The following is a 13,329-nucleotide window of genomic DNA, read 5'->3' as shown; positions in this document are numbered from 1 at the left end:
AACACGCCGGTAAGCGGCAGCGGCTATTACATGGGTCCGGTTCATCCCCGCGGGTGCGGGGAACACCCACGCAGTACCAGGATGCGATCGCCATTCTGCGGTTCATCCCCGCGGGTGCGGGGAACACAACAAACCGTTCCAGATCCATCAGCGGCCCTGCGGTTCATCCCCGCGGGTGCGGGGAACACTCCAAATGGATACTATTGTTTTTAAAGGGTTATTTCACCCGTTAAAAATCCACCGGTACATTCATCCAATTTCCGGATTTTTAAAGAGCGCTAACTTATTGATCTTTAACGGGCAGGAACGAAACCAAACGCAGGCCATCCAGATCCACCGGAATACGGCGGTTATCACCGTAGGTCTGGAAGTCAAAACCGGATTCGGTATTGGTCGCCCAGGCCATCACCACATTGCCCTCTTCCGCCAAGGCATCGATCTGCTCCCAGATCATCTCCCGAATCCGTTTCGAGGTATCGCCGATATAGACTCCAGCCCGCACTTCCAGCAGCCAGACAGCGAGTCGTCCGCGGAGACGAGGCGGCACGTTTTCCGTCACAACAACCAACATGCTCATTGGTGACTCCTGTGCCCCTCATCCCCCATAGAGTCCGGTTCGGGGATCGCGGGCGGCTGACTGTCTTCGGGCGGAGGAGGAGGTTCGATATCGCCGGCTGCCAGCACCTCTTCGATCAGTGGGATCAATTTGCCGAGGGTACGGGAACTGCGAAAAATATCGCGACAGGCCAGCCGCACCTCCCGGTCAGGTCCCACCGGATTTTTCGCGGCAATCTCGAACGCTTTAGGGACTACAGTCTCGAATTTAATAATGTCGGCAATATCGTAGACAAACGAAAGCGGCTTGCCGGTGTGCAGAAAACCGATTGCCGGTGCATACCCTGCAGCCAGTATCGCCGCTTCGGTAATGCCGTAGAGGCAGGAAGTAGCAGCACTGATGCACTGATTGACCTTGTCACCCTTGGACCAGTCCTTGGGGTCGTAGCGGCGCCCATGCCATTTGACGCCGTATTGTTGAGCCAACAGTTTGTAGGTCGCACGGACACGGGTACCCTCGATGCCGCGCAGTTGGTCGACAGATCGACGGCTGGGCGCCTCCTCGCCGAAACGGAGCTCAAACATCTTGCGAACGACCTTGAGCCGCAACTCCGGCTCCAGCGCCAGTTTAGCCTGGTAGAGCAGCTTGTCGGATCGGGCGCCGCCCGGCTGCCCGCTGGCGTAGAGCCTGACACCCGCCTCACCCACCCAGACCAGCAACGTGCCAACGGTCGCCGCCAGCTTGGCAGCAGCGTGGGACACTCGCGTGCCCGGTTCGAGCATGATGCAGGCCACCGAGCCCAATGGAATATGGGTGCGGACGCCAGTCTTGTCGATCAGTACGAAGGCGCCGTCAATCACATCGATCTGCCCGTACTGCAGGAAGATCATCGAGACGCGATCTTTAAGCGGGATGGGGTTGGCGGGGATAAAAGCCATGGCACTCTCCTTTGCCTTTTGCAGTGAGTGGGCCTACCTATGCCGGCTTGATCATCATCAGACCACAGCCGAAGCCTTTGGCGCGTCCAAACCCTTTATGCAACTGCGATAGAAAGGTTTCCGGCTGCGTGACCCGAAGCGTTCCGGACAATTCCAAACTGCTGAAAGCCGCGCCCCTGCCTTTTCCCGGCATAAGCTGCTGCTGATAGCCGTTGATCTCCACCGTCCCGGACTCGATCCCGATGCCATACTCTTCGCAACGACTTTGCCACCACTCCCGCACGGCGCAGTCCGAACAGCTTTTCAGCACCAGATTCAGCGTTTCCGTGCGACCCAATCGACGCTCGCAATCATCGCGATACGGCCCCTCGGCGATCAGCTCCCGCCATCGAACCAGCTCGGCATCTCCCGCCATATCCAGCAGACGGGATTTCATCCGTTTCTTCGCCCCATCTATCGACAGATCGAGTCGCCCACATTCGGCTTGCAGCCACTGACGCTGTGCATCCATCACCACATCATGACGCTTGCCCTGTCGACAGACGGTGGGATTGAGCCTGAGTCTGAAATCCAGTTTCTGTTCAACAGACAATCGTGGCTGAAAGGCGCGACTTTCAATATGGAACAGGCCGGAGTCATCCCGGGGCTGTTCCGGAGACAGCAGGTAAAAATAGGGCTCCCCCCTGGCAACAATGCGCCCATCGCCCTGCTCCTCACGAAACAGGAACTGGCGTTTTTCATCGCCTTCAAACAGCCACCAAAGCAACTGGTGCTGGCCATATACGCCTTTCTGCGCAGATTCCAGCAACGCCTTTCGACCTTCCGGGGTATGTTGTAGTGACACACGTGACAGAAACATCCTATTCCTCCCCTACCGGCAGGGTGAGCTGATGCTCCTGCCGTGTTCCGAACTGCCAGGGCACGCGGCTGATCGGTTCATCCCATACGTTACGGCTCTGTACACCGTCGTAGTCTCCCAGATCATCGACTGAGCCCTGCCAGCAGTAGTGGCTATATTGCCCCATGCGCAACCATTGACGGTCCTGTTTCGTATCATCCAATAACGGCGGAAAGATCCAATCCAGCGCTTCTTTCAGCGTTCCCTCAACCTGCGTTGGCATCAAAGGTGCCGCCGGTGGACAAGACTTACGCCCCAGATAGAGCGGGAATACCGGCTTTTTCAGCGCATCGGCCAGTGCAGCAAGATCGTGGCGAGAATCGCCACACAACCAGAGCGCCACCACCCAGTAGCCGTTGCTACGGTAATCGCGACTGGAGAGAACTGTGTTGAGTTTGTGTTTGGGAGCGTCAAGCTCATCCCGACGGGTGTAGAAACGCCGCTTGCGATCATGAGACGGCACTTGTGCCGTGTGATAATCCCGTGTGAGTTCACCGCCGGTATAGCTCTTGATGCCGACGCCCAATGCCTGTCTCAGCTCATCCAGAGCCGTAACTTCGTCACGACGGATACCAAGTGCCGACGCCACCAGGCCGAGGATCGCAGAGCGGCTGGGATGCAGAGCGCTCGGTCTGTCGCCACCGACAGCCGCCTCCCCCCACCCGGCCATCGGCCCGTAGAGACGAAATACCAGATAGTTCATGGTACCTCCCTCAGTCCGCCACGAAGGCTTTCAGCTCGTCAAAGCGTCCCTCACCCGTGATCGCATTCACGGATTGACGTGCATCGGCGCACGCGCCGTAGACCTTGTCGAAGTTTTCGTACTGCCGCTCCAGCACCTTAATCGCCTCGTCGGCCTGATCTTCTCCCACCACCGGCTTAAGGAAGGCCACAGACAGGGAGCGCGGCTGCTGATCACCCTTCTCGGCCAGCACATATGAGGCATAGGCACGAGAGGCGAAGCTGTTCTGCTTGCCCTTGGGCGACACCTTGACGGCGGCCTCAAGCAGCGCGGCGATCGCTTTGTTTGCCAATTCCAGATCGCCGCTCAGATTTTCCACCAACTGCGCCTTGTCGATGCAGATGTAGCTGTAGAACAGCGCAGCCGCGAACGCCGCTTCGCCGATATGCGCCGCGCCCATGCCATCCTCGCCCTTGTTGAGGTCGTCTACGGCGGTGAAGTAGTCATCCTCGACGGCGACGCTATGCACGCTGATGGCATGGGCCACCTGACACGCCGCTTCGGTGTTGAAATCAGGGCTGGAGGCGAGCATACGTCCGAACATTGCGATATCGACGGCGCTGCTGTTCTTGCGCAGCAGATTCAGCTCCTCCGTTTCCGGCGCGCGATTTTCCGCTGCCAACTGCTCTGTCAGCGCCCAGACCGCCTGCCATTCGTCAGGGCTCACATGCGCCAACTGCTCGATCTCAAGACTGTCTTTCTTGTCCTTGCCGAACACCTTAGCGATACTTCTGGCCCACTCTTTCGCGGGCTTTTCATCTACGTTGAGGGTGCGTAGCTTGTTGTAGACTTCGACGCCAAGACGCTTGGTGCGCGTACCCAGGTTATCGCCTAGCGCCTCTTCGAACAGGTCAGAGGTGCGCCAATGACGTTTCAGGCTCTGAGAACTGATACGCAGTCTTTCGGTACCGCCCATTCGAGCGGTCTTAGGTCGCCCCAGATCATCGCGATTGAGGTTGGCCGGTGCGTAAGAGGTCAGAAGGTGCAGTTGGATAAATTTGCTCATAGCCTGTCTCCTTAATGTTTGGCTTCGGCGGCCCGGTAGTAGTCCATGGCCCAGATAACGGAAAGTCGTTTATCGGCGCGTCGCGGCAGTGTGCGGTTGTGTTCGTCGTACCAGGTCAGGATATCGCCGGCCAGGGAGCGGACGGGAACCTTTCCCTGCAACTGCCTGACGATACGGCACAGCCGCCGATAGAAATCTTCGGGGGTTTTGGCACCCTGCAACTGGGCAAATCGCAGTTCGCTGACCTTTGCCTTGTCGGTCTCGGCATCGACCTGACCAACGGCCATCGCAAAGCGCCCCTCCATGTCGGTGTTGATCAAGCTGAGCACACCGGCCACCGTGGCCCAGGCCAACGGCGTCCAGGGGCGGGCTTTCTCTTCACGCACCTCATCCGGCAAACTCAACCAGAGTGCCCGGAAACCACTGGTCAACAGCACGGCATCCGGAGACCCCGCCCGCTTCAGCTCTGCGCGGTACACCGTCGGCGCCGGACGTATATCGTCCGCTTTCAATTCATCGGGAGAGAGCATCATCGACTTCCACCAGCGGTGAAGCGTAGCGCTACCCGGAAAAGGCTTTGTGCTCTCGGATGTCTGTTCACTCATCGGTTTTCCTCCTTGATAAGACTGTCGAGCCGATACTCCGCTCTGTATGCCTTGATCCGCTTGCTGCCGGCGAGCCAACCGGTCAGGTTGCGCCTTGCCTTGATCTTGCGCGCCATATTGCGGTCCGGCGCCAGACTCTCCAGCCCCAGTTCGTCGAATATATCCTGGGCGGTTCGCTTCAAGGCACCCAACCAGCGGTTCGCAGCCTCGGGTGGCAGATCCTCCGCTGACGACAGCAACTCGCGGACCAGCGTAAAGAAAGCAGCTTGGGTACGCTGCCAGAACTGCAGGTCGATTTGGCTGGTGTCTCCCTTCGCTTCCGAGGGTTTCTCAAACCATGCGGACTTGACCGCCGTTCGGCATTGCCAGAGCACCTCCGTAGCCAGCGACTGCATATCCCTGAGCACCAGCAACTGTCGGTCGCGCTGATCGGGATCCAGCCGGATCAATGGGAACTCATTGCTGTACCAACCACGGGCTTTCATGTTGTCCATGTCGTAACCGAACACCCAAAGCCTGGGCACCTCACCCCAGTCGAAACTGAAAAACGGTGCCAGATCCTCCAGATAACGACTGACAACCTTTGCAGGGAGGCTTCCTCCTTCACGGTCGGTATAGGCGAGGCTATGCCACTGCTTATACTGGATACCGCCGGGCTGCCCCTTGCTGGACAAGTGATCCTCGTCCGGCTTTTTCGGATTGAAGCGGTAGTGGGTAAGCGGGTGACCCCAAGTGCCGGCGTAATTATTTCCATAATTAACAGTTCGCAACTGGCGACAGATGCGCCCGGTGGGTTTCAAACCAAGCCCGCAGATGCCTGCCTCATCCTCGAAAATCAGCCGGATGCGCCGAGGCATCGCCCAGTACATCGTCAACGGGTGGGCCTCGTTGTGGTAGATTTCCGTTCCCTTCGCCTTGCTGATTTTGGTTGGACCGAGCCAGGGAAAAATCAAAGGGCTATGAAGATCGGGATCGTCGTAGCGGAAGGCATCACGGTCGAGCACATTGAGCCACAGTTTCTGCCACAGAGAGACATCGTTCTCATGTGGGAGCACCAGAGTTGTCAGCGGACCGCCGCCGCGTAGTCCCGTACGATGACCCTGACCTCCCGACGGCGCATTGATCTGTAAAGTGAACAGTGCCAGTGCCGCCATCCCCGGCGAAAGAGCATCCCCCAAACCACGTTTTATAAAGAGGTCGGTGTTTTGCTTAACCGTGTTTTCCCCCGGAGCCTCAATCAACAAACCGGAGATGGGAGCAGGTTTGGCGTCGGCCAGCGCATCGAAATCCTGCATGAAACGCGGGCCCTCACCCTCCAGTTCGAAAGCATGACTGATCCGAGAGATTGCCTGCTGAAGCGTATCGAGCGCCGGCGGCTGTTGATACAGCATATTCCATTGATGCACATTGCCGGGTGCCATCGCGGTCTGCAACACGCCAATGGCCAACTGATAGGCAGCCCCATGAAAGTCTGCCCGCGGTAACGCAAAATCCACCACATGCGGATCGGCCAGCGCTTCGGCCAGAGGTAGATCCCGCTCGCTACCGTCGGTCAGGCGGTAGCTGAGCCAGGGGTCGGTGAGTAAATTCATTCAACCTCCTTATTCTGTCTGATAACTCCCTTTTCAGGAGAGTAAGCGAAACCTTTATCCACTTCAGCCAGCCAAGGCTGCAAATACTTGGCTTGTTGATGCCGCCCAAGCAATGCCTGATAGCCAACCCTCTCTGTTTCCGGCAGCGGCGCGAGATGATCGGCGATACTGTTTTTCGCCAGTTTCACGATACTGTTCTGCAACGCGAACGGCTCACCCTCGGCCCACAACAGTAACTGGCCATCGTCCGATTTTTTCAGCACCAGCACCTGCACCATCTCTCTGTCTGCAAAGCGAGTGCTGATCTCCACATCATCGTCGAGCCAGACGGGGGAGCTTTTCCAGCTATAACCCTGCTCCCACTCCAGGGTTTGGTTAAGCGCCTGAGATGCCTTGTGGCGCTCTTCGCCACAATAGCCCTGGTGCTTGCCCTGAAGCGCTTCGGGGATATTGTTCTGTGCATCCGGCGCATAAACGGCTTCGATCAGATCACGCGCGCCTTCCGGCATGAGAATCTCACCCTTGTCGCGCAACACTCGCATCCCGAGCCACAGCTTGCCGGGGGAGCGATAGACATACTCAGTATTGCGCATCGCCGACAGCAACCAGTTGCCATCCGGCGTCTCCTGCCAAACCGGCGCATGAACCAGCAGCGTCGGTTCGGGTCGCCCATCTTCTCCCGTGAATGACGGATTCCCTGCGGCGTCCCGTCGATGCCGGTGCAATCGACCGGCACGCTGTATCAGGTCATCTATCGGACAGATATCGCTGATCATCAAATCAGCATCGGCATCCAGACTCTCCTGGAACACCTGGGTCGATATAAGTATCTGTCCTTTTCGATCATCGGATGTCGAACGCTTGCCGAAGGTCGCCAGCACTCCATTCTCTATCGACTTTCGATCCTTCAGCGTAAAACGGCTGTGAAACAGGGTTATCCCCTGCTCGGATCCAGTCGCCTGCACCAACTGGTCATAGGCATCTATGGCGTCATCCACCGAATTTCGAATCCAGACGGCACACTGCTGCCGCTCTCTGGCCGATATCAGCTCGTCAACACAGGCCTGCTCGCCCGCCAGAAACGCCACCTTGAGTGACCGGCTGACCTCCGGCCTGCTCTCCAGTGTTGTTTCATCGAACCTGCCGCAACTATCGAGATGAGTGGCCAGCGGGAAGTCCCGCTTTAACGGCCGCTCTTCGAGGGACAATCCCGCCCCCTTCTGCCATGCCCTGCACAGTCGCCGACGCTGACTCTGCGATAAAGTCGCGGTAAGCAGGATGGCACTGCCGCCCTGTCGCAGATGCGCCGTCAGCAGATCTTCCAACAGCTCCAGCATGAAGCTGTCCGCACTGTGGACTTCGTCAAAGATCAATACCTTGCGGTGCAACCCAAGCAGCCTCAGCGGCTGATGCTTCCGCGGCAGCGCGGCAAGCAGGGCCTGATCAATCGTTCCCACACCGACGGGAGCAAGCAGGGCCTTCTTGCGGGAGTCGGCTAGCCACTGGTTGCAGTGCAGACTCGCCGTTTCATCTTCATCTAGATAGGGACGATCTTGCGGGCTGCGTTCCGACAGCGCTTCCCGGAAACCGTCGTGCATCTGCCGGGCACCGTGAGCCAGCACAATACTGGGCACGCCATCCTCAAAGGTGAGCATCTGTCGATAGTGGTCGGCCACCCGTCCGAACATCGCATTTGAGGTCGCCATGGTGGGTAACCCGAAGTAAAAACCATCGGCCTCTCCCGCCGCCAACAGCCGGTGCGTCAGCGTCAGAGCTGCTTCGGTCTTACCCGCGCCGGTTACATCTTCAAGGATGAAAAGCTGAGGGCCTTGAGACAGTGGGACCGTCTCGGCCCACCTCTGCAACGGGGTTGGCGAGAAGCCGAAGTGCTGTTGCACGGACACGAAAGGCTGCACCTGTATCGACTTGCCCAGCTCGGTCAGAGCCAGTGCGTCGAGTGCCTGCCTTTTCGCACGCTCCCAGTAGGCGGCCAGTTCGATCTCATCGTCCGCACAGTAGTGGAAATAGCCCTGATTCGAACCGATCCAGTCGCACAGGATCGCCAGCCCCGCCAAATGCCAGCTTGCCTGACGCAATCGTGCAAACCAGTCCCTATCTGCCAACTGCGCTTCAGGCCATTCCAGCTCCAGTAATCGAGCACAGTCACGCACAAACATGGACGCGGCTTCGACGTCCAGCGGATGGCGATAACAAGAGAGGATTTTCAGATACTCGCGGGAAACGGGTTTACCGTGATGACCAAACACGCTGTCCAACAGCATATTCAGGCTTTCGAGTGACTGATTCATGGCACCGAAATCGGTGTCCTTGAAACCCAGGCTCGAAGCCGATAATGACTTCCCCTGAGTCATCATCAGCCAGAAATGCGCGCCCATACGGTCATGACGGGCCTTCCCGGAATCGTAGGGACTCTTGACGGGATTTCGGCACAACGGAGAGTCGTCGATAATGACGAGGTTCTGAAACGCCGATGCGAACTTGCCCAGATCATGCAGCATCAACACAAATGCGAACAGCTTCTGGAGTTGTTCGGGAGAGATCGTCAGAAACTGCGCCAGATCCTCATTCAGCGCCCTGCCCGGCGCCAGCATCCACCAGCCAACCGCTGCCACATCCAAACAATGATAAGGCAGCAGATGATACTCATCACCTGCTTGATCGTCCGATTTTCTGGCTTTGCCCCAATAACCAAAATAGCTCGGTCGCATACAGAACCTTATCCCTTTGTTCTTATCGCATGCACTAGTCTAAACCGGTGATCGTAGGTTCGAAACGGCATCGACAACACCCTATCGATGCCTTGTCTGTGACGCCCGTTGTCACACTCAGCCGTTCGCAAAGAACATGGCACAGGCAATGGTTACAGCAATCAGTAAGGCAAAGGCCAACACTCGGCCTCCAGAGGATACTTTTTCAACGCCGTCAGCTGAGCCTTTCTGCGTGATCAACGCGTCCTCTTCCAGCCTCTCATCTGCTAACGCCTCCTGCTCCTCGCGGTAGGCGCTCCAGAACGCTTCTTGCTGCTCTTCTGAGAGAGCGTCACAAATACTATCGAGCTCTGATTTGATAGTCTGCGTGGCCTTATCCTTAGCGCCACTAACAACGCAGTCATCCATTTGATTCTGATGACGTCTTACCAGATCGCGAATATTGTCCTGAACATTCCAATGTTCCATATCGTCATTCATCATGCACTCCATTTGCTTGAACAGTGACCGCGACAGTGTAATCAAATTACACAATTTGTGCTTCGCAGCATCACGCATTACCCTACTAGGCGAGTGCTATCCTTCCCATAATCGCCACATACCGCGGAGCCAGCCATGCATCTTCAAATCATTATCGGCAGTGTACGCCAAGGCCGGGTTGCCAAACCTGTTGCCGACTGGGCGTTCACTCAGGCGAAGCAGCGCTCTGACATGACGGTGGAACTGGTCGACCTCAAAAATTGGCCGCTGCCGATGTTCAACCTGCCCAAAAGCCCCTCGGCGGGCGAATACGAGGATGAACAGCAGCAGCGCTGGGGCAAAAGCGTCGAGCGTGCCGATGCTTTTCTGTTCATCTGTCCCGAGTACAACCACGGTTATCCGGCCGTACTCAAGAATGCGCTGGACTACGTCTATGCCGAGTGGGGCCGCAAGCCCGCCAGCGTGATCTCCTATGGCGGAGCCATGGGCGCCCGTGCCGTGGAGCAGCTGCGTCAGGTGCTGGTAACGCTGCAGATGGCCCCTCTTAGCAGCGCGGTGCACATTGCCGCTGTGCGAAGCAAGCTGGAAAACGGCACCTTCACCGGCGACGAGCGCGACGACGCCCAATTGGAGAAGACGCTGGACGAGCTCGCCTGGTGGGGCAATGCCCTGTACTGGGCACGCAAGACAAGCGCCAAGTAATCAGGTCAAATCCATAAAGGGGTTATACGCGACTTCCCAATAGTGCCCTTCAGGATCCTGAAAATAACCCGAGTATCCACCCCAGAACACCTCTTGCGCCGGTTTAATCAGTGTTGCACCGGCGCTGACCGCCTGCTCCAGCACGGCATCCACCTCTGCCTTCGACGCGACATTGTGAGCCAGCGTGATACCGCTGAAGCCACTATGTTGCGCGCTGTCCAAGCCGATATCATCAGCCAGCGCCTCGCGTGGGAACAGGCCAAGCCAGGTTCCTTCCAGATCAAAAAAGGCGACGCCCTCACTGTCAAACTCGAACTGTGGCAACTCCAGTCCATCGCGGTAGAACCGCGTAGCCCGCTCCAGATTATCCACACCCAGGGTAATCATACTGATCTTGGCTTTCATCCTTAAAACCTCCCCTTATTCAGTGACGCCGGCTGAGTCAACGCCTCCGCCGACCGCCTTGTACACCGCCACTCGTTGAATATTCATTGTTGCCCGGCTGTCGACCAGCTGTCGCTCAACCCCCAGCATCAGGCTTTCACTGGCTATTTCGACACTACTGTCGCTCAGTCCCGCCGCGCGGTTGGCCCGATTAATCTCAAGCTGACTGCGGGCACTGGCGAGCTTCTGCTGCAGCTGGTGATACCGGGTCTGCTCTGCTGCGTATGCCGTCAGGGCGTTGTCGATCTCCTGCCAAGCTCTGAGCACCGTCTGCCGGTAGTGAACAGCAGCCTGCTGCTGATCCATCTTGGTGAGCTCCACACGTGCTTTCAGCCGCCCTTGATTGAATATTGGCAGATAAAAGCCGGGGCCGATGCTCCAATATTCGCTGCCGCCCTTGCCAAAGGCGCTTTGCAGGAATGACTCAACGCCGAAACCGGCATGCAGGGTCACACGCGGGTAGAGATCGGCCGTCGCCACACCGATCTCGGCAGTAGCGGCATGCAGCTGCGCCTCGGCGGCCCGAATATCCGGTCGCCGCCTCGCCAGTGAGGATGGCACACCCAACGCAAGATCAGCGCTGTGGATGCTATCGAACGTGTCCACAGCATCGCTCTGCAACAGCGCATCCAGCGCCCCGGGATGCTCACCGAGCAGGGTCGAAATGGCGTTCATGGATGCCACGACACCCGTGTTCAGAGCCGGCAACCCGGCACGCTGCTCACTGAGCTGCATACGCAGGCTGTCCACCTGCACATCGCTGACCAGCCCAGCCGCGCGATTGGCTTCAAGCAGCGCCAGCTGATCTTCTTTTAGCCCGATATCACGCTGCATAAGTCTTACTTGCTGTTGCAGCGAGCGCAGCTCGAAGTACGCGCGAGCCAGCTCGGCGCTAAGCCCAAGGCGGGTCTGATCCAGCAGCGCTGCACTGGCTGTACTGCCAGCCTCGGCCGCTTCGATACTGCGGCCGATACGCCCCCAAAAATCAGGCTCCCAACTGGCGTCAAAACCGGCCTGGTACAGCGTAAAGGGCTCGGCGAGTGCGCCAATCAAGGCATCGCTGTTGGCCGGAGAGGAGATCGCGGCCATGCGCATCGACGTGCCATATTCGCTGAGTTTCTGACGACTGACACCACCGCTGGCCTGTACATCGACACCGCGTTCACTGGCGACGATCTGCCGCTGTAATCGGGCTCCTGCGAAGTTGAGCACTGCACTTCTAAGATCGGGGCTGGCCTCTGCAAGGCGCTGCTGCAACTGGTTCAATACCGGGTCGTCAAACTCGAGCCACCATTTTTCAGCGGGCTGCGTATCGGTATCGATACCCGGTGCGCTGGCCCGCTCAGGGCCGCTATGCCAAGCACTCCAGTCAGCAGGCGCCTCCTGCTCGGGTGCGGTGAAATCCGGCCCTAGCATGGCACAGCCGGGCAGCAGTACAACCATCGCCAGTAGCAGCAACTGGCGGGATGAATGGGATGGGGAAGGCAGTATCGACAACATGAAACGCTCCGTTTTCGCTACACCAGCCGGTGGCGGAAAAGCCAGGCCGCCAGTGGCAGGGTAACGATCGAGATAATGATCAGCGGAATCAGATCCGGCACCACATCGGCCAGCTGCGCCCCTTCGAGATAGACCGCTCTTACCAGATGGATCGAAAAACGCAGGGGGTTGAGGTAGGTGGCGCTCTGCAAAATATCGGGCATGTTTTCCACTGGCGTCGCCAGCCCCGAAAGCAGCATCAGCGGCATGATCAGCACGAAGGTATACAACATCGCCTGATGCATATTGGCCGAGAGCGCCGAGATCGAAAGCCCAATACCAACACTGGCAATGGTGAACATCAGCAGTCCGATATAGAGCGTCACAAGCGAACCGGCCATAGGTATCTGAAACCAGAACAGCGACACCAGCAGAACCAGCGTCGACTGAACCAGCCCGATCAGGATCGACGGCACCGCCTTGCTGATCAGGATCTCAAGTGGCGTGTGAGGTGTCACCAGCAGCTGGTCGAAGGTGCCCTGCTCACGCTCCCGGGCCACGGAGAGCGCCGTGAGCATCATCGTCTGAATCATGCTCAGTGCAGCGATCATCCCCGGCAGGATGATCCACCGTGTCTGCAGGTTATCGTTAAACCAGGCGCGGGATTCAACACTGACTAAAGGCCCGGCATCCGGACTCAGCGTACGGTTGTAACTGGCCACAATCGCGCTGATGTACCCCGCAGCCGAATTGGCGGTCGCGGAGTTGCGACCATCCAGAATCATCTGTACCGGGGCGCTCTGACCCTGGGCAAGGCGGGTATCGAAATCCGCGGGGATCTGAATCGCCAGCAGCGCTTCGCCATTACCGATGACGCTGGCGATCTGATCACTGCTGTTCAGTGTCGCCACACGGTGGAATACACCGGTGCCGTCGATACGTGCCAGCAGCTCACGGCTGACCTGTGTATTGCTCTGGTCAAGCACCGCATATGGGGCGTCGGTCAGGTCATAGGTGGCAGCATAGCCGAAGAGCAGGCTTTGCATCAGCGGCGGCACGATCAGAATCACGCGACTGGACGGATCCTTGAGCACCGCCAGCAACTCCTTGGTGCAGATGTTGATAAGCCGATAGAAAAACGCCAGTAGCCAGTTCATT

13 protein-coding genes and 1 CRISPR repeat array (1 of these 14 running past the window's edge) are annotated in these 13,329 nt (G+C 57.9%); of the genes, 1 reads left to right on the top strand and 12 read right to left on the bottom strand.

Annotated elements, in window-relative coordinates:
* A CRISPR array of direct repeats spans positions 1-188; the repeat unit is 29 nt; unit sequence CGGTTCATCCCCGCGGGTGCGGGGAACAC; it reaches 2,403 nt to the left of the window's first position.
* 95 nt (positions 189-283) lie between these two features.
* The 9 genes from cas2e to ADIMK_RS05670 all read right to left on the bottom strand — a co-directional run bounded on the left by cas2e (position 284) and on the right by ADIMK_RS05670 (position 9,546).
* Entirely contained in the window at positions 284-577 is a 294-nt protein-coding gene (gene cas2e, locus ADIMK_RS05710) for a type I-E CRISPR-associated endoribonuclease Cas2e (protein ID WP_036184809.1), read from the bottom strand.
* A complete protein-coding gene (cas1e, locus tag ADIMK_RS05705; protein ID WP_036184807.1) occupies positions 574-1,494 on the bottom strand; it encodes a type I-E CRISPR-associated endonuclease Cas1e in 921 nt (306 codons plus the stop codon). Before cas1e ends, cas2e begins: the two co-directional genes overlap by 4 nt.
* A gap of 37 nt (positions 1,495-1,531) precedes the next feature.
* Positions 1,532-2,353, bottom strand: a complete 822-nt coding sequence (cas6e, locus tag ADIMK_RS05700) for a type I-E CRISPR-associated protein Cas6/Cse3/CasE (RefSeq protein ID WP_036184798.1) — start codon at positions 2,351-2,353, stop codon at positions 1,532-1,534.
* Between the two features lies 1 nt (position 2,354).
* Positions 2,355-3,095 carry a type I-E CRISPR-associated protein Cas5/CasD gene (gene cas5e / locus ADIMK_RS05695; RefSeq protein ID WP_036184797.1) on the bottom strand — a complete coding sequence of 247 codons (741 nt, stop codon included), beginning with the start codon at positions 3,093-3,095 and terminating at the stop codon, positions 2,355-2,357.
* A 10-nt stretch (positions 3,096-3,105) separates the two neighbouring features.
* Complete coding sequence (gene cas7e / locus ADIMK_RS05690; protein ID WP_036184794.1) at positions 3,106-4,140, bottom strand: type I-E CRISPR-associated protein Cas7/Cse4/CasC; 1,035 nt, start codon at positions 4,138-4,140, stop codon at positions 3,106-3,108.
* An 11-nt stretch (positions 4,141-4,151) separates the two neighbouring features.
* Complete coding sequence (gene casB / locus ADIMK_RS05685; RefSeq protein WP_036184792.1) at positions 4,152-4,745, bottom strand: type I-E CRISPR-associated protein Cse2/CasB; 594 nt, start codon at positions 4,743-4,745, stop codon at positions 4,152-4,154.
* Complete coding sequence (gene casA / locus ADIMK_RS05680) at positions 4,742-6,337, bottom strand: type I-E CRISPR-associated protein Cse1/CasA (protein WP_036184789.1); 1,596 nt, start codon at positions 6,335-6,337, stop codon at positions 4,742-4,744. The genes casB and casA overlap by 4 nt, the downstream gene beginning before the upstream one ends.
* Positions 6,334-9,066, bottom strand: a complete 2,733-nt coding sequence (locus tag ADIMK_RS05675; RefSeq protein ID WP_036184787.1) for a CRISPR-associated helicase/endonuclease Cas3 — start codon at positions 9,064-9,066, stop codon at positions 6,334-6,336. Before ADIMK_RS05675 ends, casA begins: the two co-directional genes overlap by 4 nt.
* Positions 9,067-9,183: 117 nt before the next feature.
* A complete protein-coding gene (locus ADIMK_RS05670) occupies positions 9,184-9,546 on the bottom strand; it encodes a hypothetical protein (protein ID WP_156042811.1) in 363 nt (120 codons plus the stop codon).
* A gap of 135 nt (positions 9,547-9,681) precedes the next feature.
* Between ADIMK_RS05670 and ADIMK_RS05665 the strand changes: the two genes are divergently transcribed.
* Positions 9,682-10,248, top strand: coding sequence for an NADPH-dependent FMN reductase (locus ADIMK_RS05665; RefSeq protein WP_036184782.1), 567 nt, complete (start codon positions 9,682-9,684; stop codon positions 10,246-10,248).
* Here the strand turns inward: ADIMK_RS05665 and ADIMK_RS05660 are convergent, their stop codons facing one another.
* The 3 genes from ADIMK_RS05660 to ADIMK_RS05650 are packed head-to-tail and all read right to left on the bottom strand — an operon-like array spanning position 10,249 to position 13,328.
* Positions 10,249-10,653 carry a VOC family protein gene (locus tag ADIMK_RS05660; RefSeq protein ID WP_036184780.1) on the bottom strand — a complete coding sequence of 135 codons (405 nt, stop codon included), beginning with the start codon at positions 10,651-10,653 and terminating at the stop codon, positions 10,249-10,251.
* A 15-nt stretch (positions 10,654-10,668) separates the two neighbouring features.
* Positions 10,669-12,192 (bottom strand): efflux transporter outer membrane subunit, encoded by a 1,524-nt coding sequence (locus ADIMK_RS05655; protein WP_036184778.1) that lies wholly within the window; start codon positions 12,190-12,192, stop codon positions 10,669-10,671.
* 17 nt (positions 12,193-12,209) lie between these two features.
* The gene (locus ADIMK_RS05650) at positions 12,210-13,328 is read right to left on the bottom strand and encodes an ABC transporter permease (protein ID WP_081849675.1); all 1,119 of its coding nucleotides are present in this window, start codon (positions 13,326-13,328) and stop codon (positions 12,210-12,212) included.
* Position 13,329: the final 1 nt, after the last annotated feature.

It is taken from the genome of Marinobacterium lacunae (assembly GCF_000705555.1).
Classification (GTDB): Bacteria; Pseudomonadota; Gammaproteobacteria; order Pseudomonadales; family Balneatricaceae; genus Marinobacterium_D; species Marinobacterium_D lacunae.
The sequence above is the reverse complement of the archived record's forward strand: the minus strand, read 5'-3'. Positions and strand labels throughout refer to the sequence as shown.